Annotated in this window: 17 protein-coding genes; 13 read left to right on the plus strand and 4 right to left on the minus strand. The window is 44.7% G+C overall.

The window, feature by feature from the left end; all coding sequences use genetic code 11:
- Window positions 1-9 precede the first annotated feature (9 nt).
- The 10 genes from QUB11_RS14105 (at window position 10) to QUB11_RS14150 (ending at window position 13,782) form a co-directional block, all read left to right on the plus strand.
- Window positions 10-4,101: a tetratricopeptide repeat protein gene (locus QUB11_RS14105; RefSeq protein WP_333390907.1), complete on the plus strand. Its 4,092-nt coding sequence runs from the start codon at window positions 10-12 to the stop codon at window positions 4,099-4,101.
- Complete coding sequence (locus tag QUB11_RS14110) at window positions 4,094-6,115, plus strand: tetratricopeptide repeat protein (RefSeq protein WP_333199930.1); 2,022 nt, start codon at window positions 4,094-4,096, stop codon at window positions 6,113-6,115. The genes QUB11_RS14105 and QUB11_RS14110 overlap by 8 nt, the downstream gene beginning before the upstream one ends.
- Window positions 6,116-6,157: 42 nt before the next feature.
- Window positions 6,158-6,799 carry a Uma2 family endonuclease gene (locus tag QUB11_RS14115; protein ID WP_333199928.1) on the plus strand — a complete coding sequence of 214 codons (642 nt, stop codon included), beginning with the start codon at window positions 6,158-6,160 and terminating at the stop codon, window positions 6,797-6,799.
- 341 nt (window positions 6,800-7,140) lie between these two features.
- Window positions 7,141-7,875, plus strand: coding sequence for a glutathione peroxidase (locus tag QUB11_RS14120; RefSeq protein WP_333199926.1), 735 nt, complete (start codon window positions 7,141-7,143; stop codon window positions 7,873-7,875).
- Window positions 7,876-8,076: 201 nt separating this feature from the next.
- On the plus strand, window positions 8,077-9,048 hold the full coding sequence (locus tag QUB11_RS14125) for a sodium-dependent bicarbonate transport family permease (RefSeq protein WP_333199924.1): 972 nt from the start codon (window positions 8,077-8,079) through the stop codon (window positions 9,046-9,048).
- A 4-nt stretch (window positions 9,049-9,052) separates the two neighbouring features.
- Window positions 9,053-9,361 carry a P-II family nitrogen regulator gene (locus tag QUB11_RS14130; protein ID WP_015174010.1) on the plus strand — a complete coding sequence of 103 codons (309 nt, stop codon included), beginning with the start codon at window positions 9,053-9,055 and terminating at the stop codon, window positions 9,359-9,361.
- Window positions 9,362-9,977: 616 nt separating this feature from the next.
- On the plus strand, window positions 9,978-11,009 hold the full coding sequence (gene gap, locus QUB11_RS14135) for a type I glyceraldehyde-3-phosphate dehydrogenase (RefSeq protein WP_333199922.1): 1,032 nt from the start codon (window positions 9,978-9,980) through the stop codon (window positions 11,007-11,009).
- Between the two features lie 159 nt (window positions 11,010-11,168).
- Window positions 11,169-11,534 (plus strand): DUF1823 family protein, encoded by a 366-nt coding sequence (locus QUB11_RS14140; RefSeq protein ID WP_333034746.1) that lies wholly within the window; start codon window positions 11,169-11,171, stop codon window positions 11,532-11,534.
- A 263-nt stretch (window positions 11,535-11,797) separates the two neighbouring features.
- Window positions 11,798-13,012, plus strand: coding sequence for a transposase (locus QUB11_RS14145; RefSeq protein ID WP_333199921.1), 1,215 nt, complete (start codon window positions 11,798-11,800; stop codon window positions 13,010-13,012).
- Window positions 13,013-13,086: 74 nt separating this feature from the next.
- On the plus strand, window positions 13,087-13,782 hold the full coding sequence (locus QUB11_RS14150) for an LPS assembly lipoprotein LptE (protein WP_333199919.1): 696 nt from the start codon (window positions 13,087-13,089) through the stop codon (window positions 13,780-13,782).
- Window positions 13,783-13,964: 182 nt separating this feature from the next.
- Here the strand turns inward: QUB11_RS14150 and QUB11_RS14155 are convergent, their stop codons facing one another.
- Window positions 13,965-16,280: a protein phosphatase 2C domain-containing protein gene (locus QUB11_RS14155; RefSeq protein WP_333199917.1), complete on the minus strand. Its 2,316-nt coding sequence runs from the start codon at window positions 16,278-16,280 to the stop codon at window positions 13,965-13,967.
- A 1,043-nt stretch (window positions 16,281-17,323) separates the two neighbouring features.
- Here QUB11_RS14155 and QUB11_RS14160 point away from each other — a divergent pair.
- On the plus strand, window positions 17,324-17,680 hold the full coding sequence (locus QUB11_RS14160; RefSeq protein WP_333199915.1) for a hypothetical protein: 357 nt from the start codon (window positions 17,324-17,326) through the stop codon (window positions 17,678-17,680).
- A gap of 243 nt (window positions 17,681-17,923) precedes the next feature.
- Here the strand turns inward: QUB11_RS14160 and QUB11_RS14165 are convergent, their stop codons facing one another.
- Window positions 17,924-18,268 carry an NAD(P)H-quinone oxidoreductase subunit M gene (locus tag QUB11_RS14165; RefSeq protein ID WP_333103676.1) on the minus strand — a complete coding sequence of 115 codons (345 nt, stop codon included), beginning with the start codon at window positions 18,266-18,268 and terminating at the stop codon, window positions 17,924-17,926.
- Between the two features lie 228 nt (window positions 18,269-18,496).
- Between QUB11_RS14165 and QUB11_RS14170 the strand changes: the two genes are divergently transcribed.
- Both QUB11_RS14170 and QUB11_RS14175 read left to right on the plus strand, forming a co-directional pair.
- Window positions 18,497-19,696 carry an AAA family ATPase gene (locus tag QUB11_RS14170; RefSeq protein ID WP_333199913.1) on the plus strand — a complete coding sequence of 400 codons (1,200 nt, stop codon included), beginning with the start codon at window positions 18,497-18,499 and terminating at the stop codon, window positions 19,694-19,696.
- Window positions 19,690-20,307: a DUF4276 family protein gene (locus tag QUB11_RS14175; RefSeq protein WP_333199911.1), complete on the plus strand. Its 618-nt coding sequence runs from the start codon at window positions 19,690-19,692 to the stop codon at window positions 20,305-20,307. Before QUB11_RS14170 ends, QUB11_RS14175 begins: the two co-directional genes overlap by 7 nt.
- Before the next feature lie 60 nt (window positions 20,308-20,367).
- Here the strand turns inward: QUB11_RS14175 and QUB11_RS14180 are convergent, their stop codons facing one another.
- Together QUB11_RS14180 and QUB11_RS14185 are read right to left on the minus strand one after the other, a co-directional pair.
- Window positions 20,368-20,889 carry a hypothetical protein gene (locus tag QUB11_RS14180; protein ID WP_333256370.1) on the minus strand — a complete coding sequence of 174 codons (522 nt, stop codon included), beginning with the start codon at window positions 20,887-20,889 and terminating at the stop codon, window positions 20,368-20,370.
- A 262-nt stretch (window positions 20,890-21,151) separates the two neighbouring features.
- Window positions 21,152-23,179, minus strand: coding sequence for a pentapeptide repeat-containing protein (locus QUB11_RS14185; RefSeq protein WP_333199907.1), 2,028 nt, complete (start codon window positions 23,177-23,179; stop codon window positions 21,152-21,154).
- Window position 23,180 lies beyond the last annotated feature (1 nt).

Here is a 23,180-nt window from a genome sequence, read left to right on the forward strand (position 1 = left end):
AGTTTAATTATGCCCTCGATTGAGAAGATGGAAAAGGCAGCGGTTGATTTGAGTCGGCAAGCAGAAGTTTATTTAGCCGAAGGAAAGTTGAATGAGGCAGTTGCTGCTTGCGAGTCAGCGTTGAAAATTGAACCGAATTTGGCGACAGCTTGCCAGACGCTGGGAAAGGTGATGCAGGTTCGAGGTGAAATCGAGCAAGCTAAGCATTGGTATGAAAGGGCGATCGATCGCAATCCTAATTTGCCGGAAGTGTATGCTAATCTCGGCATTTTGTATTCTCAAGAAAAACAGTGGGAAAGGGCGATAGCCAATTGTGAAAAAGCGATTTCGCTAGCGCCGAATTTTGCTGCTGCTTATCGGCAGTTGGCGAGAATTTGGACGCAGTTGGAGAAGCGAGAAGAGGCGGCAGACTGTTGGTATCAAGCTTTTAATATCGAGCCGAATTGGGCAACGGCTGAGGAGCACGTCACTCTGGGAAATAGTTTGGTTGAATTGGGAAAGTTCGATCGCGCTATGGAGTGTTATTTGCGGGCAATTAAGTTAAACCCGCAACTGGCAACAGCTTATCACAATTTGGGGGAAATGCTGGTTGGCCAGAAGCGGTGGGATGAGGCGATCGCCAATTATCGACAAGCCATTGCCATCAATCCAATTTCGTTTGAATCTTACCACAGTTTGGGGAAAACTTGGGCGGAGCGAGGAGAATTAGATCGGGCGATCGCCTGTTACAACAAAAGCCTCGAGCTCAATCCAAATTATGCTCGTGCTTACGTGGGTTTAGGTAATGTTTTGGTGCAGAAGCGCGAGTTGGATGAAGCTATTAAATGTTACCGTCAGGCTCTTGAAATTAATGATAATTCCTACTGGACATACAATTGTTTAGGGGAAGCTTTGGCTCAAAAACAACTGTGGCCCGAAGCTATTAGTTGCTACCGCAAAGCTATTGCAATAAATCCCACTATTCCTTGGTTTTATGTCAATTTGGGAATTGCCTGCACCTGCGAAAAATTCTGGGATGAAGCTGTTAGCGCTTACCTGCACGCGGTTCATATCGAGCAGAATTTGGCGGGAATCAATCAGAAGTTGGGATATGTTTTGCGGAAGCGCAGCGCATCGGGTTTAGACAACACAATTGAAACTTATTGTCAAGGTATCGAGGTACTTGCAAGCGGGAAAATTTACCACAGCTTGCTGGGAATTGAGTTAGATGGAGCAGAGTTTTATATAAATTTAGGCAATATTTTAGCGAAACAAAAGCTGTTGGAAGGTGCGATCGTATTTTATAGCATGGCACTGAAAATTGAACCCAATGCTGCGGAAGTTGTTGCAAAACTCCAGGAGGTTCGGGCGAAACAACAGGAGTTGTACGCACAAATTGCCACTTACCGTCGCCAAATAGAAATCGCTCCGAGCAATTCTCAGTCTTACAATGATTTAGGAAATATTTTACCCCAATTAGGGGAATTGGAAGAAGCAATCATTTGCCACCAAAAAGCGGCAGAATTGAGGGGTTGGCCTGAGTGTGCGGCGAAAGATTATCAATTTACCCAAGATTGGTTTACTCACAATATTCCTATTTGGCAACGGCATTTGCAGGAATTTACCGGAAGTGCGGATTTTCAAGTTGTGGAAATCGGCAGTTTTCAGGGAATGTCGGCTTGCTGGCTGCTGGATAATATTTTAACTCATCCGACGGCAAAGATTACTTGTATTGATTTGTATTTCCAACAACATTTTAAAGGCAATATTGTTAAAACGGGAGCAGCCGATCGGGTAATTGAATTAGAAGGTTACTCTCAAGATTTGTTAGTGAATTTGACTTCGGAATATTACGACGTTGCTTACATTGACGGCTGCCACAAACCCACCAGTGCTTTGCAAGATGCGATTTTATCTTGGAGGTTGGTGAAAGTTGGGGGATTGATGATTTTTGACGATTACGAGTTTACGTTTCCCGACAGCCCGGAGCAAGATACTAAAATTGGGATAGATGTTTTTTTGGAGATGTTTGGAAGTCAGTTAGAAGTTGTACACAAAGGTTATCAACTGATTGTTAAAAAAATCGGCAATCAAAGTTTGGGCGAGGAGCAAACTCTGTTGTCTCTGGGTTGGGAAAAGTTGGGGGATATTGCTGCGAATTCCGGTTATTTGGATGAGGCGATCGCCCGCTATCAAACAGCTATTAAAGTTAAGTCTGGCAACTACTTAACTTACCACAAGTTGGGTAAAGCTCTGCAAAAAAAAGAACTATTTGACGAAGCTGGGGCAGCTTACCAACGGGCGATCGCACTAAACCCTAATTTTAGTTGGGCTTACCACTTTTTGGGGGAAACCTTACAGGCGATTGAGCAACACGACGAAGCCGCTGCTGCTTACCGCAAAGCTATTGAGTTAAATCCCGATTTTTGTTGGACTTACAACAATTTAGGCGATGTGCTGATGGAGCTTTCTGAGTGGGAGGAAGCTGCTGTTGCTTACCGCAAGCTAGTTGAACTCAATCCCGATTTCTGTTGGTCTTACGAGAGATTAGGTAGGGCTTTGGTTGCACTGGAAAATTGGGAAGAAGCGGCCGCGGCTTACCGCAAAGCTATTGAATTAAATTCCGATGATTGTTGGCTGTACAATGCTTTGGGAGAAGTTCTGGAATCACAAGAAAATTGGCCAGAGGCAGCAGCGGCTTTTGGTCGTGCTATTGAGCTAGAATCCGATCATAGTTGGCTGTACAAAAAGTTGGGCGATGCACTGCGGAATCAAGGGGAATTGGAAAGGGCGATCGCAATTTACGAAAAAGGTATTAATCTCGATCCAAAATCCTGCTGGTGTTACGAAGGATTGGGTTTGAGTTTAATTGCAAAACAGCAGTGGGAACCTGCAATCACTAATTTAGTTCAAGCTCTGCAAATTAAACCGGATTTGTTTGAAGTTTACGATAACATAGGTTATGCTCTGGAACAACAAGGAGAAGCCGATGAGAGCGATCGGGCAAAATGCAGCAATCAAATCTTACCCTTAAGTATTCTCAAAAAATACTGTGGGTTTACAGAAGATTTGACCGTTGCAGCAGAATCCAATCCGCACCTCACCTGCATTGACATCCATCCTGCGAGTCAAATCAATTTATCTGATTCCAAAACAATCGACAGCAGCCGCAGATTTTGGGAACATCAAAGTCATTCCAGAAAAGCTTTTGTTGCCGTATTGCCAAACGGACGAGCTTGGGCAGATGTTGTGACTACCGCCGTCATTACTTCAGACAATAAACTTGTTACTGATATTTCAATGGGTTGTGCTGAATTGGTAATCACTTCCGACAAATTGCCTCCCGCTGAACACGTCGATGGAAATGTGGCTTTTTTATCTGCTCGCTGGGGTGGAGCCGCTTATTTTCATTGGATGTTTGATGTGATGACGCGATTTGACCTTTTGCAGCGGAGCGGATTGATAGAAACTATAGATAAGTTTGTTGTCAATGCTTCTGATTCCCCCTATCAAGCCGAAACTTTAGAGACTTTAGGAATTCCTCAAGATAAACTTTTAGAAAGTCGCTGCAATTTACACATTACAGCCGATAAATTAATAGTTCCGTCAATATTTTATGACGGAGCGGGAGCGGTTTCTAAATGGAAGTGTGAATATCTTAAACAGAGATTTTTAAATGAAAAACAGCCACTAAACACAGACTATTCAGAGCGAATTTATATCACCCGCCAACAAGCATCCTATCGGCGAATCGTCAATGATGAAGAGGTAATTAAATACTTAGAAAAATTTGGGTTTCGCAGTGTTAAGTTGGAAACGATGTCGGTAGCAGAACAAGCATCGTGTTTGGCTGCTGCTAAAGTAGTTGTCGCACCCCACGGAGGGGGGTTGACAAATCTAGTTTTTTGCAGTCCGGGAACTAAGGTAATTGAAATTTTTTCTCCTCTTTACGTGCCGCATTGTTATTGGATGATTAGCAATTTGTGCGGTTTGGAACATTACTATTTACTTTGCGATTTGGTAGATGACCAAACTCAGAAATATCCGGGACATAAAGATATACGGGTGGATTTGAACTCGCTGGAGAAGTTAATAAATCTTGCAGGAGTTTTTCATGGATAATGAGTTCCACAATTTGGGGAGTTCCCTGCAAGAAAGCGGTAGGTTTGATGAGGCTGTTGCTGCGTATAAAAAAGCTATTGAATTAAATCCTAATTTTTCTTGGTCTTATCACAGTTTGGGCGATGTTTTGCTGAAACTTGAAAAATGGGAGGAAGCTGTCGCTGCTTACAAAAAAGCTGTTGAGTTAAATCCAGATTTTTCCTGGTCTTATCACAATTTGGGCGATGCTTTGCTGAAAATTCGGCGATGGGAAGAAGCTGCTGCTGCTTACCGCTGCGAGATTGCACTCAACTCGGATTTTGCTTGGTCTTTTTGCAATTTAGGCGACGCTTTAACTAAACTAAAACAGTGGGATGAAGCTATCGTCGCGTATTTAAAAGCTGTTGAAATTGACGGAGATTTACCTGGGATTTACGAGAAGTTGGGATATGCTCTCGGACAAACTGAGTCGGATTTAAAGTTGGTTTTAGAACAATATCAATTGCAAATTCCACCGGAAAATTGGGAGTTTTATTTGCAGTTAGGAGAGAATTTAGCCAAGTACGATCGCCCAAAAAGCGCAATTATTATTTACCAAGCTCTCTTGACATCAATGCCGACTTGTGGTAATGTATCAGCGAAATTAGAGGAGTTGTTGCAGCAGCAAGAAAAGTGCAATAGCGCATTAGCCTCATCTCGCGGAACTGTCGCCCAAAAACCAGATGATTGCTGGTCTTATTACAATTTAGGTGCTGTTCTGAGCCAGCAAAAATATTGGGAGGAAGCTGCGGTGGCATTTTTCCAAGCAATAGAAATAAATCCCGATATTCCTTGGTGGTTTTATTACAATTTGTGGGAAGTTTTTGTTAGGCAAAACAAGCTGGATGAAGTTGAGAAATTGTGTCGCGAAGTTGTTGCAGCTAAACCGGAGGCTTTTTGGCCTTATCTGAATTTGGGGGAAGTTTTGACGAGGCAAGGTAAAATTGCCGAGGCGATTGATTTTTATCGAACTGTCAGTTTTAAACAAAGTTTGGCATCTCTTATCAGTAAGAGAACAGGCAAGATGCCTGTTCCACAAGCAGATACAGGCAAGATGCCTGTTCCACAAGCAGATACAGGCAAGATGCCTGTTCCACAATCAGATACAGGCATCTTGCCTGTTCCACAAGCAGATACAGGCAAGATGCCTGTTCCACAATCAGATACAGGCAAGATGCCTGTCCCACAATCAGATACAGGCAAGATGCCTGTTCCACAATCAGATACAGGCAAGATGCCTGTTCCACAAAATTGGAACTTAAAACCAGTCCAAGTTCCTAACTTTATAATTATTGGTTCTCAGCGGTGCGGCACGACTTCTCTGTATACTTATTTAGCTCAACACCCGCAAATTTTGACTCCGATTAAAAAGGAGATGGATTTTTTTTCGTGGCACTTTGACAGAGGGATTGATTGGTATTTGGCTCATTTTCCGCCAATGCCTTCGGGAGAGGAATTTGTAACTGGCGAAGCAAGTCCAAGCTATTTTGACTATCGGGAAGCACCGGAACGTCTCTACACCGCGTTTCCAGAGGCTAAACTGATTGTACTTTTGCGAAATCCGGTCGATCGGGCGATTTCTCAATTCTACCGCTTGACTGACTTAAATTGGGAAGCGCGATCGCTCGATCGAGTAATTAGCGATGAAATTGAACGGTTGAGTCAAAATCCAGAATACATCATCGGCGAGGAACCGGGGAATTATTTAGCTCGCGGTAGGTACATAGAATTTATTAAAAACTGGCGGACTTTCTTTCCCCAAGAACAGTTGTTAATTTTGAAAAGCGAAGATTTTTATGCAGGTGCGGCGGCTATAGTCCAGCAGGTTTTAGAATTTTTAGATTTGCCGGAATATCAATTGTCTGAGTACCAAAATGCTAATCCTGGTTCTTATCAGAGGGTAAATGAATCGGTTCGCGACAGATTGAGCGATTATTTCCGACCTTACAATCAGGAATTAGAGGAATATTTGGGGAGGCAGTTTGATTGGGAATAAAGTTGAGCTAAGATTAGAACAACTTGTAAGGAGGTAATACCGATGCTGACGATCGAGCTAGATACATTACTTAAAGAACAAGCACTCCAACGCCAAGATCCTGAAGATCGCTACCTTACCGATAGCGCCAACTGGGAACAATACGAGACACTGCTGAATCGGATTGGCGATGCGGCAGGATATCGAGTTACTTATTTAGATGGAGTTTTGGAAATTATGTCGCCTTCTCGCCGCCATGAAAGTAGAAAAACTCGCATTGGAGATCTGCTGCTTATTTATTTTGTAGAAGCTGACATCGAATATTTCCCTTTTGGGTCTACAACTCTGCGACAAGAGGAAAAACGTGGCGGTACGGAACCGGATGAAGCTTACTGTATTGGCACAGATAAAGAATTTCCCGATTTGGTAATTGAAGTGATTGTTACCAGTGGCAGCATCAATAAACTAGAACTGTATAGAAGGTTGAATGTGCGAGAGGTTTGGTTCTGGCGAAATGACCGATTTTCTATCTACCATTTGCGAGAAGAAATTCCGGTTGAATTCGTGTCCAACTGCGGTTATGAATTAATCACACAAAGCGAATTGCTGCCAGGAATTGATATCGATATGTTGACAGAATGTGTAAAAAATCCTCACCCGTTAGCAGCAGCAAAGGAATGGAGACAGAATTGCCGACCTACTTAACCCTCTTTTGTCAGTTTCGGCAGAAAATAATCTGGGATGGTTATATCATAAGGCTTTTACCAAAAACCTTGATTTGGGCCATTCTGTTAGAAAATAAATGCTCAAATCCTTGATCTATCTACAGTTGAAAATTTGGTTCTCATTTTTAATTTTCCAGAGTGACAAAAGAGGGTTAAACAGCAAGTTTTAAATCTGCTATCTGTCGCAAAGACAATGAACTGAGCTCGCGCGCGCGCCCAAGTCCGAGAAAAAAACTCGCCTCCCCTTGACAACTCATACTCGTTATGAGTACGCTAAAGTAAGCAAAGGAATTGAACCCAAGTACCCAAAAATTTAAAATCATGCTGACGAACCAAGAAGGTCAAAGAGTACCCAAAGTCACCTTTCGCACTCGCAAAGACAACGAGTGGGTGGATGTCACCACCGATGATATATTTGCAGGTAAAACCGTAGTAGTGTTCTCGCTGCCAGGAGCTTTTACGCCCACTTGTTCGTCAACGCACCTCCCCGGTTACAACGAATTGGCGAAAGTTTTCAAAGAAAATGGCGTAGATGAAATCGTTTGCATTTCCGTCAATGACACCTTTGTGATGAACGAGTGGGCAAAAGACCAAGAATCAGACAATGTGACATTAATTCCCGACGGTAACGGCGAGTTTACTCAAGGCATGGGAATGCTGGTAGACAAAACAGATTTAGGCTTTGGGAAGCGGTCTTGGCGTTATTCGATGCTGGTAAAAGATGGCGTGGTTGAAAAAATGTTTATTGAGCCAGAGGAACCGGGCGACCCTTTCAAAGTGTCCGATGCCGAGACGATGCTCAACTACATCAACTCCGCAGCAACCAAGCCGAAGCTAGTTTCGCTGTTTACAAAAATGGGCTGTCCCTTCTGCGCTAAGGCTAAGGGAATGCTGAGTCAAAAGGGCTTGGATTATGAAGAAATTGTCTTGGGCCGGGAGATCACAACCAAATCGCTCCGGGCTATGACTGGGGCTACAACTGTGCCGCAAGTATTTATCGACGGCAAGTTGATCGGTGGTTCCGAAGCCCTAGAGTCTTATTTGGCAGTTGCTTAGTTAAACAACAATAACTTAGCCTGCGGGTGCATAGTGCACACCTTCGTTGTAAGGTGCGTACTGTGCGCCTTTGCCGTATTTGGGGGTATTTAACCAGATCGAGCTTCTGAGTCAAAAGTTCGATCGGTCTATTTATCCATTCTCGTGCCACAATTACTGGGGAAGTAATATTAAAAACGCAAGAAATGGGAGTGAACGATCGTGGATTTGAGTTTAGTAGCGTCAAATATCTTAAATCCACCCATATTAGCTTTTTTCATGGGAATGCTGGCAATTTTTCTTAAATCTGATTTAGAAATTCCAGCGCCCATCCCCAAACTGTTTTCGCTGTACCTGCTGTTTGCGATCGGATTTAAAGGCGGCGTCGAACTGTCCAAAAGCGGAATTGACCAGCAAGTCGCCCTGACAATTTTAGCAGCGATGCTGATGTCAATGCTAGTACCCGTTTATACTTTTTTCATACTGAGGATCAAACTCGACTCTTACAATGCCGCGGCGATCGCAGCCACCTACGGTTCCATCAGCGCCGTCACATTTATCACCGCAACATCCTTCCTCACAGCACAGGGGATCGACTTTGACGGTTACATGGTAGCTGCGCTAGCATTAATGGAATCCCCAGCCATTATAGTCGGTCTGATTCTAGTCAGTGTATTTGGTGGGGAAGAAGGAAAACGCGAAATAGTTTGGCCAGAAGTGTTGCAAGAAGCATTCCTAAACAGTTCAGTTTTTCTGCTGATTGGCAGCCTAATTATGGGGGTACTGACAGGAGAACATGGTTGGGAAGTTATGAGTCCGTTTACTCAAGACTTGTTTTACGGAGTTCTGACTTTTTTCTTGCTAGACATGGGGCTGGTTGCTGCTAGCAGAATTAAAGATTTGCAAGAAGCAGGAATTTTTCTGATCGGCTTTGCAATCCTAATTCCCATAGTCAACGCAGTAATTGCTTTGGTAATAGCCAAATTAATCGGAATGCCGCAGGGAGACACTTTGCTGTTTGCCGTATTGTGCGCGAGTGCTTCTTATATAGCAGTACCAGCAGCCATGCGCCTAACTGTTCCCGAAGCGAATCCAAGTCTTTACATTTCAACTGCCTTAGCAGTGACATTTCCATTTAATATCATTGTAGGCATTCCCCTGTATCTATACGGAATCAATATGTTTTGGAGGTGAGATAATGGAGTCAGTCAAAAGAGTAGAAATCATAGCCCACTCAGTAGAACTCGGCAAGATTTTAGATGGTTTAGACAAAGCTGGTGTACCCGGTTATTCGGTGATTCGTGATGTCGCTGGAAAAAGCACTAGGGATCACGTTTCCCGTGATTCATCAATGACGGCACTGGATAACATTTATGTGCTTGCTTTTTGTTCACCAGCTCAAGTTTCAGCAGTTGCAGAAAACATTAGACCCGTGCTCAATAAATTTGGTGGGTCGTGTTTTATTTCAGATGCGGTGGAATTGCTAATTACTAGGTGCGTCGGGTAGTCATTAGTCATTAGTCATTAGTCATTAGTGATTGGTGATTATACCAATTCGGAAAATTTGAGCTACACATATAGCAATCCTAAATCATTTGTGAATTTCTTACTCCCTCCCCGCGAGTTCGGGGAGGGTTGGGGTGGGGTAAAAAATTTACGACTCCTGCAAGGATTGCTATAGATTGTACGCCATATGTGTATGGACACGGCAGTGCTGTGTCCTTGCGCGTATCTGCGACTTTCATCCTAGGCTTTGGTTCCCACAATCGCCATTGGTGAGAATGCCAATCCGTTTCGGCTTTGGGATAAGTTTTTTATTATTACTTTAGCCTGATTTTAAAAAGGCAATTTTGAAAAAAATTTCTGTCTATTATAGCACTTCTACAAGTTGACAAAAATCAGCCATTAGCCATTAGTCAGCGGTCTTTTCAGGATTAATTGCCCTTCCCAGCCGGGGCAGAATTCAGAATTCTTAAGAGATAGAAAAGAATCAGTTGCAAAAATCCGTTAGCGTGGTAAATTCTAAGCCACAACAGGCGATCCTCTTCGTTGGCGTAGCCCCCGTAGGGGCGGGCTTCGCTAACGCCCGATCGATTAACGATATTTTCAATAGGAGTTTAAACATGGCTGCATTAAAAGTTGGCATCAACGGATTTGGTCGCATCGGACGGCTAGTCATGCGTGCCGGCATCAAAAACCCCAACATCGAATTTGTCGGCATTAACGACTTAGTTTCGCCAGACAACCTGGCTTATCTTTTCAAATACGACTCCACCCACGGCATTTACGACGGCGAAGTTGAAAGCAAACCAGACGGGATTGTCGTTGACGGACTATTTATCCCCTGTACAGCGATTAGAAATCCTGCCGAATTGCCCTGGGGTAAATCCGGCGCAGATTATGTTGTAGAATCTACCGGATTGTTTACAGATTTTGAAGGGGCCTCAAAACACTTGACGGCAGGAGCCAAACGAGTAATACTTTCAGCACCGACAAAAGACCCGGAAAAAGTTCCAACTTTTCTAGTAGGCGTCAATCACCACAAATTTGACCCGGCAAAAGATACGGTTGTTTCTAATGCTAGCTGTACGACAAATTGTTTAGCACCAATTGCCAAAGTTATTAACGATAACTTCGGATTGGAAGAAGGTTTAATGACGACAGTTCACGCAATGACAGCTACTCAACCAACTGTAGACGGCCCCAGCCAAAAAGATTGGCGGGGAGGACGCGGTGCGGCTCAAAATATTATTCCATCTTCGACCGGTGCAGCGAAAGCTGTTACTTTGGTGTTGCCAGAATTGAAAGGAAAATTGACGGGAATGGCTTTGCGCGTGCCAACTCCCGACGTGTCTGTAGTTGACCTTACTTTCAAAACGGCGAAGGAAACTAGCTATAAAGAAATTTGCGAGGCAATGAAAAAAGCTTCGGAGGGCGAACTCAAAGGCATTCTTGGATATACTGAGGATGCAGTGGTTTCGACAGATTTTCAGGGCGACGCGCGATCGAGCATTTTCGATGCAGGTGCGGGAATTGAACTGAATTCTAAGTTTTTCAAAGTTGTTTCCTGGTATGACAACGAGTGGGGTTATTCTAGTCGCGTGATAGACTTAATGCTGTCTATGGCCGAGAAAGACGGAATTTTGAATAATTAATTTTTTGGGGGTGGCATTTTGGGCGGGGTTCGCGTGCCCAACCCCTACTCCCCACAAACAAATTCCTAGGATTTTTTGTGGAACGGGCCGGAGAGCCCGTTCCTGATAATGTTATCTAATGTGAGTTAAACTTTTTTTATTTCCGATTCGATCGCGCTCATGTCTGAATTACCACCGCTGAATAACGAAACTATTTGGGCTATTCTCAACGAAGAAATCGACGATGCTGCTGTCAACCGATTAGTTTGGCAGTATCTGGGCTACCGCTGGGATGCCGAGACTGGCAAGTGGAACAGTGCAGGTGTTGCAGCCGAGTGGCGGCAAGAGTACCCGGAACCGCCCGATTTTATCGATTCTAGGCCGGCGACGGTGAAATTGACTCGATCGACCCCTCCAGAAAACAAGCAGTTGCTGAAGGAAAAATTGGGCTTTAAAGGCTATAAAATTGGGGAATTCGGGCCCAGACAGACTCGCAGGGCGACGATGGCTAATTGGTTGATGGGTTTTATGGAATCTGGGGCGTAAGAGGTATTGGGGATTGCTGTGCGGTTCTTGCCACCTTTAGTCTGTGTCCTCTGCGTCCTCTGCGGTTCATTAACAAAAATTAAGCCTGTTGAAAGTCAAAAAACACTAAAACCCGCCAATTCCAACCTCCTCACCCCCCAACCCTGACCGAAAATTTGGGTGCTGTGCCCAGTCCTTTTAGGACGGCTTTAATTAGACTTCTTGAAAAAGCGTTCCTACGTTCGCTCATGGTTGTGATATAATCAGGTAGGAGGATAGAGCAAATGTTTCATTTAGTCTACGAATTCAAACTCAAACCAACGGCAGGACAAATAGCAATCTTTGAAGATTGGCTAGAACAATGCCGTCGCGTATACAACTACGCATTGGCAGAGCGTAAACATTGGTTTGAGTCTCGTAGTTGTCGAATTAACGCTTGCTCTATCCGATCTGAGTTCATCATTCGGGCCGAAACAAAACGACCAACTTATGCAAGCCAGTGCAAAAGTTTAACTACGGCTAGGGCAAACATACCCACTTTGGCAGCCGTCCAAGTACACGTCCTACAGCAAACACTCAAAAGGCTTGAAAAAGCGTTTGTGAGTATGTGGGAACAAAAACACGGTTTCCCCCGCTTTAAGAAAGCAGGAACAATGCGATCGTTTGTATTCCCGCAATTGGGGGTTAACCCTGTCCAAAATCAAGCGGTGAAGCTCCCTAAAATTGGTTTGGTTAAGTTTCATCAATCACGTCCTATCCCTGATGGTGCAACGATTAAGCAAGCAAGGATAGTCCGTAGGGTTAGCGGTTGGTACGTGATGTTAGCCCTACAATGGGACGTTTCAGTACCCACTCTAATGCCCCACGGTGAAGGTATCGGAATTGATGTGGGACTAACTAATTTTCTAGCAACTTCTAACGGTCTTTTAGTCAAGCGCCAAAGATTTTTTAAAGACGCAGAACGCAAGCTTAAATTGCTGCAACAACGTGTCTGTCGTAAAAAACTAGGTTCTAACAATTGGCGTAAAGCTCAAAAGAAAGTCGCCAAACTGCATGAATACGTTGCTAACAGTCGGAAAGATTGGCATCGTAAATTATCTCATCAAATCTGCCAAAACGTGGGAATGATTTTCGTTGAGGATCTGAATCTGATTGGGCTGTCTAGGGCGATGCTAGGGAAACACTGCTTAGACGCAAGCTGGGGTCAATTCTTCACAATCCTAGAGCAAACTTGTTTGAAATATGGCGTGTACTTTCAGAAGGTAAGTGCTCATAAAACGAGTCAAATTTGCCCCAATTGTCTAGCAGAAACAGGAAAAAAACAGCTTGATGAGCGTACTCATTCATGCTCGAACTGTGGCTATACAACGGACAGAGATGTTGCAGCCGCTCAAGTAGTTCTAATTAGAGGACTTGCAGCCGTAGGGCATACGGTCAAGATGCTTGCCGAGGGTAAATTCATTGGAATCCCTGCGAATCAAGAATCCCCTCGCCTTTAGGCAGGGGTATGTCAAATCGGGCTGTTCCGTAAAGTATTCTAGAGTCGGCACAAAACAACTGTGAGGTAAGCTTTATGAAAAGAACCACCATATCTCGCTTAACCAGCATTTCCCTCGCTACTCTAATGCTAGCAGGCGTTTCATTAAGTGCGATCGCCACACCAGCCAGCACCCAACCAGCAACCCAACTCGCCCAAGCAACTGCCAAAAAGCGCCTCGTCGTCATGGACTTCGACTACGGCCCCACCAACAGCTATTACACTTCCTACAGGGGAGTCGGCGCCGCCAAAGGCATCAGCGAACTGCTAATCAACGAACTCGTCAACAACGGCACTTATACAGTAGTCGATCGCAGCAAACTCGAACAAGTGCTCAAACAGCAAAATCGCAGCGGCGCGATGGATGCCGGGACAGCAGCCGAAATTGGCAAACAATTAGGAGTTGACGCCGTGCTCATCGGCACCATTACCAAGTTTAATATCGACAAACAATCCGGCGGCGGCAGTTTCATGGGAATCGGCGCGGGTTCACAAAAAACCAAAGCTACCGTTCAAATAGATGTGCGGTTAATCGGTACAGCTTCAGGAGATATTCTTGCCACCGCCAAAGCAGTAGGAGAGGCTGATCAAAGCGATTCTAATATTTCTGTCAGAGGTATCAGCAGCAATTCTGGCAGCAGCAATGAAGACTCACTTTTGAGCGCGGCAGTTGACAAAGCCGTCTCCCAAATGGTGACTAAACTGGCAGAAGTATCTAACAAATTAGGTTAGCAATTTTGAAACCTTGTTAGATTTGAGATGGGAAATTATTAAATTTCCCATCTCAAATCTCAAATTATGTCAGCTACTTGACCAGCGATGGTATCAGTTAATCTTAGTTTTGTTTAGAAATTTGCATTTTTCTTTCTACTAAATTTAAGCAAAGTTGCTCAATATACTCAAGCATTAACAGTTTAATTAGCATTGGGATTTGAGTCAGAAGCAACGCATTTCCCCTGTTGAGTTGGGTTTAAGGCTAGGTTAGACACTACTTTAGAAACAGCAGCTTGTTCTTGAATCCATCCGATTTCCCCCGGTTGCAGCTTGGCGCTTTCTACTTCAACTGTTGGCTTAACTACCGGGGAAGGGGAGGGAGTGGGAGTTGCCACAGCGGGAGATGGATTCAGTGTCGGTTTTGAAACAGTAGAAAAATCTTTATTTGACTCGGGTTTGGGAGAGTTCGATCGCACTATTTCAGGAATCGAACAAACTTTCAATTCCAGCCAATTGCCTTGAGGCGTAAGCTGTTTGTTTGTCACCTGCAAAACGCTGCCGGCTGGGACTGTTCCTTTGACAGTCAACTCACCGATTGCGCCTCGCAAATCCAAGCGATCGCCCTCTTTTCCTAATTCCCCAGCCGCAGAAGTTTTAATCTCTATAAACGAGCCTGTTTCTAAAGATTGCACCGGAGAAGCTACAGATTCAACTGTTTTCTCCGGCGTGCTTCCAGCATTAATTAAACCGCGTTTCCCGAAAATCGACTCCCCGGCAGTATCGATCGCGCGACCCACCGGAGGGATGAAAAAATAAGCAAATACACCCCCCAAGCCTAATAAAAATAAAATTTTCAGCAGCAGCGAAAATAAACTTTTGCTTTTTTCCGGCGGTAACAACAGCGTTTTTCCTTGAGAATTCCCCTCGCCAAGGCTTGTGCTTTCGGTCAAATCCGTTGGCAGATCCTCGCTATCGGAAATTAGTTCGATCGGCGTATCTAAAGGTGCGACAGACAGTTCTGTAAAAGTATTGCCGTCTTCCCTCAAATGCGCTTGACAGTGAATTAAAGCAACAGTGACGTTATCGTGACCGTTTCTAGTATTAGCAATCTCAATCAGTCGATCGCGCGCCTTAGCCAAACTAATGCTACCGTCGAGAATTGGCAAAATCTCCGCTTCCCAACATTCCTCAACCCGGTCTTTATCACTCAAACCGTCGGAACACAGCAGCAAAACGCAGTCTTCATCCACTGGAAAACGCTGCACAGTCGGGTGCAAAGTGTTGGACGAAGTAATCCCCAAAGCTTGAATCAGAGCTCCGGCGGCGACTTGTTCCAAAGCATCCCGGTAGAGAGAGTAGCCCAAACGCACCTCGCGGCAAGCCACATTATCATCGAGAGTAAGTTGATAGCAGCCAGTGCGGGTAATCCAGTAAGCCCGACTGTCTCCGACGTGGGCGACGTAAAGCTCGTGAATGTGGGCTAAACCCATAACTAGCGTAGTTCCCATCCGCTGGCGGCCTTGGCGGTGTTCGCTGTCGTTGCGACTGGCTATCTTGTCGTTAGCAGCACAAGCTGCCCGTTCCAGCTTGGAAGTCAGGCTCAACGGGTCCCAATTAGCTTGATGTAGGGGCATTTGCTGCAACTTGTCGCGCAGCACACCAATTGCTTCTTCGGAAGCTACTTCGCCCCCGTCTTGTCCACCGATACCGTCGCAGACGATCGCGCAAGCTTCCGCACCCGGGCTTCCTGCCAACAGCGTACCGCTGGGCGGATAGCAAGCATCTTCGTTGTGAGCGCGGGATCTGCCTACATCCGTGCCCGTGGCAATTTCAACGTGACGATCGTAAAATCGGCCGCACTTTGCCAAAGCTTTATCCAACTGGCTCATCAGTTGTTCGCCGTGGCGCACTTGACCGGCAACCATTTGCTGGCAAAGTTGCCTCAAAAAATTGGCAATAGTTGGGTGAGCATCTTCGAGCCACTGCTGCCACAATTTGCCCAACTGGGACAAATGAGGCTGTTTGCGATCGGGCTGCAATTCCAGAAACCGCACCAATTGCCCTTCTACCCGTAGCAGTTCGGGAGTCAGCAGCGTCGAAGCCACGCCCTGAGCGATACAAGGCTGCCACAACTTGGCCATTTGCCACAGCCAATTGAGCTGGCGCATCGCTGCAGCTCCTTTCCAGGAGTCCGCCAATTCCGGCATTAAAGATTCCGTCACCTTCAAAATAGGCACGTTTTCCAGTAGCCAGATATCTCCCGATAGCTTGCTCATCTTGGACGATACCAGGCCGTATACTTGAGGTACGTGCAACTGATAGGCAAACAGTCTCAGATAAGGAGTGACAACACTCGGAATCTCATCGGGCAGTTCCGGCAAGTGTTCGGGTTGAGTATCGACAAGAAGTCGATCGCGCTTGACCAAGTAGCGACCAGCGATCAGATCGCCTGGCTTACACCCTTTGATCCCTTCACCTAAAGCCCATAAGTAGTGTTTTGCCACAGAGTTTTGCATAAGGGTTCCTGACGCCTTTGGGCAAGCGTGCTGATCTGAACTATTTTAGCGATTGAACCTCGACGGGTTGATACGTGGCGATTATTTGACACCCCCGCTTTCTCAACAGACGGAGATTCTTAAGACTTCGCAGTCCTAATATCCTGATTTTTCAGGTTCCCTGGCTCACCACGTTTGCACTGTTGTGTGCGTAGCGATATCTCCTTACAATGTTTTAGGCGTGACTTTCCCCCAGTCCAGGGGTAGGTTTTAATGTCTTGTACTGACACGAACAGTTTACCATTTTGTTGACTGCCGGATGAATCTTACTATGAGCTTTCAGGGTTAGACGATCGCGCGACACCCCAGTCATCGGCTGGAAATCACGCTGTTTTCAGCATATTCATGATAGCGGCAATTTCCGAAGAAATCGCAGCACTCAAGGGAATTGAGATTTTAGACTAACTCTAATGGTATGATGCAGCTAGGTAGAAATCACCTGAGCCGACAGATATAAATAAATATCAATTGTCGGTTTTCTCGCGAAGGGTCATCTGTGCCTCGCACCCTAGTTTCGCAACAGAAGTTAAATTTAACCCTACCCAAAGACGGATACAAGCCCGCAGATTCATCTGTCGAGTCAATCTCAAATCTAAAATCTAAAATCGACTGACGGATGCCAGCCCCCGACAGGAATCGGGGACAGCAAAAAAATTAGATATTAGTTCCAGCCCCCAGATTCATCTGTGGAGTCAATCTAAAATCTCAAATCTCAAATCTCAAATCGACTGATGGACGCAAGCCCCCGACAGGAGTCGGGGAAAGCCAAAAAAATTAGATATTAGTTCCAGCCCCCAGATTCATCTGTGGAATCAATCTAAAATCTAAAATCTAAAATCTAAAATCGACTGATGGACGCAAGCCCCCGACAGGAGTCGTGGAAAGCCAAAAAAATTAGATATTTAGTTCAAGCCCCCAGATTCATCTGTGGAATCAATCTAAAATCTAAAATCTAAAATCTCAAATCGACTGACCGGCCTCTGCAAGCTGTTGAGTATTTAACCATGGCCCCACATGAACCCAGCGCCTTTTCCAAGAATTTGCCCGATCCGAAGCGGCTGCCTGCTGTTGAAATAGACGAAATACTCACTAGCATTCAACATTCTCACAGTTTCTATTACAAAGTGATGAATCTTGAGGTTTGGGCGCTGGTGGAAACCTTGGATGGGATGTTTCCCGGCGCTTGGGGTCAGTTTATGAGCAACCGCCAACTTGCAGTTAAACAGTTTTTGGAACGCGATCGCGTTCCCAATTCTCCGGTTGATGCTGGGGAGGCGGGGGAGAAGTCCGATCGAAGTCAGAAGAAGGAAGAAGCCGGGAGTCAGGAGTCAGGAGTCAGAAACAAGCAGGAAGAAGAATAAAAGCAGATTTTCAGCTTTAAACCCCCCGTACTCCCAGGGCGGTTTCATTCTCACCAAAAACATGAATTTTGTAGGGGTAGTGCTACCCCTACAAGAAAATGAAACCGCCCTGCGGTACTCCCGTGATTAAGAGGAGTAGGGGGGATCGAAACTCAGCTACAAGCGACATTTATTATGGGTTTCAATCTTAAGTTGACATAAATGCCGATCGCCCGTTAGCGAAGCCCTCGAAGAGGATCGCCCTTACAGGTGAACTTTGGCATCAACTTGAGGCAATCCCATGCTGTAGTTAACAGCGCGGCTGTTGAGGTTATAGCTGATTTGGCCTTTTTGTAAGAACGATCGTACCAAGTGCTCCAACTCCGAACCGATACGGCGGAGGTTGTACTCGGTCAAGTCTTCGCCCTCGTATGCGTCTACGAGTTGGTCGAATTTGGCATATACCTGTTTGATTGACTCGTCATTCCAGTTAAGTTCGTTATCTGGGTCAATGTCGAGGGTCAAAAGGTCATTGCTGGGGACGAGTTCGTTGTCTTCGAGGATGGCGGTGTATATGCGAATATGGCGGGTTGTTGACTTGAGCTGCATGAGTTCTTATGTGTAAAGATTTTTTGCTGAATTAATTGTAATGGGTCACAGACCTTTGCAGGAGAGTAGGTCGCCTGTTGTGCGATGCGATCGATCGGGATATCTCACTCCCCTTCCGACTTCAAGGCAAAGACTGGGAATCGGTAGTTTTGAGACCTACTTAATTCAAGACTAAAAACGAAGGCTTTCACAAGGTATAATAATGCAGAATTGGCATAGGAGGACAAGGTGGAAGGCAAAAGATTTATTCACTCCCTGCAACTGCAAAACTTCCTTTCCTATGGAAGTGAGGGGGAAAAAATTGAACTGCAACCCCTGAATGTATTGATCGGTACTAACGCATCCGGCAAATCTAACTTCATTGAAGCGATGGGAGTGTTGAAGGCAACACCTACCGACTTACCTGCTCCGATTCGTCAAGGAGGTGGTATCAGCGATTTTCTGTGGAAAGGTGAAAAAGGTACTGCCACAGCAAAAATAGAGGCTATTTTAGATTACCCAGAACGAACGATGCCACTGCGCTATCAGATTAGTTTTACCGCAGTCGGTCAGAGACTTGAAGTAGTGGACGAAGCTATAGAAGATATGGAAACCCGCCATAGTTTTGAAAGCCAGCCATTTTTCTATTACCGTTATAACGATCGGGCTCGCCCTGTTATCAATGTTATAGAGGACAACGAGCAGCAAACAAGAAAGCTGCGGAATCTGCGGCGAGAAGATATCATTCCCGATCAATCTATCTTATCTCAAAGAAAAGATCCAGAACTCTATCCCGAACTATCATATCTGGGAAATAAATTGGCCGACATTGGTTTATATCGTAACTGGCAGACAGGGAGAGATTCAGTATCTAGAAAGGCTCAGCAAACTGACTTGCCAGAACATCCCCTCCTAGAAGATGGTGGCAACTTAGGACTGGTTTTAAATAACTTACAGTATCAATTAGGAAGTAGGCTGATTATTGAAAAATTACAACTGTTCTACGATGCAGCCGAAGAACTGAGTATCAAGATTTATGGCGGTACTGTCCAGATATTCATCCGCGAAACAGGATTAACTCAGCCAATACCCGCAACTCGTTTATCAGACGGTACGCTGCGTTATTTATTCTTAATAGCTTTACTTCTAGATCCAACTCCCCCGCCACTTATTTGTATTGAAGAACCGGAGATTGGCTTGCATCCCGACATTCTGCCTGCAGTTGCTGAAATGTTGATCGAAGCCTCACAGCGCACACAATTGATTGTGACAACCCATTCCGATGCTTTAGTGTCGGCTCTGAGTCCTGAGTCAGTGTTAATATGCGATCGGGATGATAGAGGAAGTCACCTGAACCGTCTCGATCCCGAACGACTGAAAAAATGGCTTGAGAATTACAGTTTGGGAGACCTTTGGCGGATGGGAGAAATCGGGGGCAACCGATGGTAAAGGAGATTCGCATTTACATCGAAGGTGGTGGCGATGGCAAGAATACAAAGCAATTGCTCCGACAAGGATTTAGCAGTTTTTTCAAAGAACTTGTGCAGGTTGCCCAAAGCAAGAAAATCAAGTGGCAGATCATTCTCTGCGGTTCCCGGAATAATGCTTTCAGGGATTTCAAGAATGCTTTGGCAGATCACCCAAATGCTTTTATCATCCTTTTAGTTGACTCAGAAGCCCCTGTAAAGCAGCCGCCTTGGGAGCATTTGAAGTGGAGGGATAATTGGGATTCGCCTGGGGTTGATGACACTCATTGCTATCTCATGGTTCAAGCGATGGAAGCTTGGTTGATTGCTGATATTGATACTTTAAAAAGATTTTACGGGCAGGGATTTAAAGAAAATGCGATTCCTAAAAAGATCAATGTAGAGACGATTGAAAAGAATTTGTTAGAACCAAGCCTGAAAGCAGCTAGCCGCGACACAAAATCGAAAGGCGAATATCAAAAGATACAGCACGCTTCCAAGCTGTTAGAAATGTTGGATGTTGACAAGGTTCGCAAGGCTTCTTCAGAGTGCGATCGTATTTTTACCACTCTCACCAAACTCATGGAGGATTGAAGCGATGAAAGTAGCCAAGGGCGCGAAGCAAGACAGGGAGAAAGGGGGGAAGGGCGATCGTCAATTTCTCGGAATCCCGAAATTTTTTAGTTGTTCGGCAGTCCAATTTTTGTAATATTCAGTTTTCTCTAAAGCATCGGAAGCTGGCTTCAGCTTAGAATTTACTTGAACAGTGAAGCCCGGATAGGGCATCCTCCGAGTATGAAGCCCGTCAATATTAAAATCTTCTTCGGGATGGATGTGAAAAGCCAGCAAGCCCAACTCTGAAATCTGATTATTCAATTTGTCTATCAATTCTTTAGTTTCGGGCGCAGTAATTGCTGTTTTTTCGGGATTAATTACTACCATTATTTCAAATTCCGAATTGTAAAATTCATAAATTGATTTCATGATGGCAGAATCGCGATCGAACTCAGTCATGGCTGAAAACCGCTCTATTTTGAAGAAAATTTGATTAGCCAAGCGTGCCTTTTTAGCGAAGGGACAAATCGGTAAATCGCTGAAAACTGGATGCGGTAACTCGACAAACTCGGTCATCCATCTGAGGGTAGATTCTATAATTTCCGTGTCAGATTCATTCATCGACAATCTATGTATTTGATCTTTAATACTAATCATAATCTATTTCTAGGGCGATGCACACCATTGGTGTCAATTTAACGCTATTTGCCTCAGTCCGGCAGGGGTTTAAACCCCTGCCTCATAGCAAAAGTCCTCTGAAGAGGACTGAAGAACTCATTAGTCCTCTTCAGAGGACTAGCCAGGAAATTCATTCCCTGGCGGACTTTCGGTTAAATTCACACCAATAAATTCCCACCTTGCTGTTTAATATTTGCGATCGAATTTATTCGTGAATTGTGCCATCTGGCATAATTGCACCTGCGAGTTTTGCCGTTTCCAGACCTGCCACGCCACTTAGGTTCGCCCCCTTTAGGTTGGCTTTTTCTAGGTTTGTCCAACTCAAATTTGCCCCGCGCAAATCCGCTGAGCTAAGTGTTGCCCCACTCAAAATTGCAGACACTAAACTTGACCCGCAGAGATTAGCCTCCGCCAAGTTAGCCCGACTTAAATTTATTGAATCAAGCACTACTCCCACCAGATTTACGCCAGTTAGATTAGCTTCGCTGAAGTTAGCACGGCCTACTCTTGTATCTTTTAAATTAGCGTTGCTCATGTCGGCTGCAACTAGGTTAGCGTACTCTAAATTTGCCTGTTTTAAGTTGGCTCCACTCAAGTTTGCCACAGCTAGTTTCGCACCTCGAAGATTTGCTTTACTCAAGTTAGCTTCACTTAGGTTTGCTGTAGTTAGGTCAGCATTATTCAGATTGGCTTCACTCAAATTAGCTGCACTCAAATTCGCCTGAAGCAGTTTTGCACCCTCCAACTTTGCCTTGGTTAAGTTTGCACCACTCAAATTAGCTTCACTCAGGTTGAAACCACTCAAGTCAACACCAGCTAGGTTTACGTTGGAAAGTGAAGCATCAGCAACAATTAAGTAAGCACCTGCTTTAACAGGATCAAATTCTTTGGGGAAGATAGTCTGTGCGTTGCACAGCGCTTGTTCAAGTTTTGTTCCTTCAAGGTTTGCCCCTTCAAGATTTACCTCAAATAGATTAGTATTACTAAGGTTCGCATTACTCAAATCAGCATTCGTCAAGTGTGATTTTCTCAAATTTAACCCCATTAAGTTTGCTTTACTGAGGTTAGCCCTGTTGAAGCTAATACCCAATAACAAATGAGCAATACTGAGATTTACCCCACTCAAGTTAGCTTCACTTAGGTTTACAGAATGCAGAGTTGCTTCACTTAAATTTGCATTGAGCAATTGTGCTTTTTCTAAGTTTGCTGAGCTAATATGAGCTTTGTGAAAGTTGGCATGACATAAATTTGCTTCACTCAAGTTAATGATTGATAACTTTGTTTCAGAGAGTTCTGCACCCCTAAAATTAGCGCTATTTAAGTTAACCTCACTCAGAGATTGTCTGCTCAGATTTACTCCGGCTAGATTAACTCCAACAAAATCTCGTTCTCCCTGATTATACCGTTGTAAAAATTCCTCAGCACTAATAGCTGGTTCCAGATTTTCTAGTGCAGAATCATCTATTTTTGCCTCTTCCTCAGATTCCACAGTATCCGCATTTACAGGAGTAGCAGCCGGCTGTTCTACCGCTTCGCTAGATGCTGGAATCGGTGTCTCCCCGATCGCCTCTTCGCGCAATAACCGATCCACCCGATCGCTAAACCGCCTCACAACCTCAGCATCATCAAGCTTCTCAGCAGCATTCGAGCTTTTATCAACCGCATTCTCAACATAATACTTGTCTACAAAACTTTGCAACCCAGCATTATATCCCTGTCCTAGCGCCTGAAATCTCCATTCGCCATTCTTCTTATACAAACGTCCAAATTCTAAAGCCGTTTCTTGGGAAAAAATCTGATTTAAATTGTACCGAACCAATTCGCTAAGAGTTTCTCGGTTGTAAAGCCGGATAAAAGCATTTGTAACTTGACTAAAACTTTGATTCTTTTCCTGTCCCTCGTGAAGAGTCACAACAAACACAATTTCCTGAATCGCCGAATTGATTTTACTCAAATCCACATAAACCGTCTCATCATCTCCGTCTATTTGCCCATTCTTGCTGTCTCCCGAATGTCGCACCGCACCGTCCGGCGATGTCAGATTGTTGTAAAATACAAAATACTTTTCATCAGGAATCCGACCGTCTGCCGCTAACATAAAAACAGATGCGTCAATGTCGCAGTTTTGTGCTGTCTGGCTGACTTGCCACCCCAGGGCGATCGCAATTTTACTGAAATTAGGAGTTTCTTTAGAAAGATTGAACCTTTCACCCTTAGTTAATTCGATGCTCATG

Source organism: Microcoleus sp. B6-A1 (assembly GCF_036705085.1).
In the GTDB taxonomy this organism is placed as follows: Bacteria; Cyanobacteriota; Cyanobacteriia; order Cyanobacteriales; family Microcoleaceae; genus Microcoleus.

Bases quoted from the DNA above. Each gene is read 5' to 3' on its own strand.
- QUB11_RS14175 (WP_333199911.1), top strand. From the start codon at position 19,690: ATGGTAAAGGAGATTCGCATTTACATCGAAGGTGGTGGCGATGGCAAG.
- QUB11_RS14115 (WP_333199928.1), top strand. From the start codon at position 6,158: ATGCTGACGATCGAGCTAGATACATTACTTAAAGAACAAGCACTCCAA.
- QUB11_RS14145 (WP_333199921.1), top strand. From the start codon at position 11,798: ATGTTTCATTTAGTCTACGAATTCAAACTCAAACCAACGGCAGGACAA.
- QUB11_RS14155 (WP_333199917.1), bottom strand. From the start codon at position 16,280: ATGCAAAACTCTGTGGCAAAACACTACTTATGGGCTTTAGGTGAAGGG.
- QUB11_RS14180 (WP_333256370.1), bottom strand. From the start codon at position 20,889: ATGAATGAATCTGACACGGAAATTATAGAATCTACCCTCAGATGGATG.
- QUB11_RS14160 (WP_333199915.1), top strand. From the start codon at position 17,324: ATGGCCCCACATGAACCCAGCGCCTTTTCCAAGAATTTGCCCGATCCG.
- QUB11_RS14110 (WP_333199930.1), top strand. From the start codon at position 4,094: ATGGATAATGAGTTCCACAATTTGGGGAGTTCCCTGCAAGAAAGCGGT.
- QUB11_RS14105 (WP_333390907.1), top strand. From the start codon at position 10: ATGCCCTCGATTGAGAAGATGGAAAAGGCAGCGGTTGATTTGAGTCGG.
- QUB11_RS14165 (WP_333103676.1), bottom strand. From the start codon at position 18,268: ATGCAGCTCAAGTCAACAACCCGCCATATTCGCATATACACCGCCATC.
- gap (WP_333199922.1), top strand. From the start codon at position 9,978: ATGGCTGCATTAAAAGTTGGCATCAACGGATTTGGTCGCATCGGACGG.
- QUB11_RS14130 (WP_015174010.1), top strand. From the start codon at position 9,053: ATGGAGTCAGTCAAAAGAGTAGAAATCATAGCCCACTCAGTAGAACTC.
- QUB11_RS14140 (WP_333034746.1), top strand. From the start codon at position 11,169: ATGTCTGAATTACCACCGCTGAATAACGAAACTATTTGGGCTATTCTC.
- QUB11_RS14120 (WP_333199926.1), top strand. From the start codon at position 7,141: ATGCTGACGAACCAAGAAGGTCAAAGAGTACCCAAAGTCACCTTTCGC.
- QUB11_RS14185 (WP_333199907.1), bottom strand. From the start codon at position 23,179: ATGAGCATCGAATTAACTAAGGGTGAAAGGTTCAATCTTTCTAAAGAA.
- QUB11_RS14150 (WP_333199919.1), top strand. From the start codon at position 13,087: ATGAAAAGAACCACCATATCTCGCTTAACCAGCATTTCCCTCGCTACT.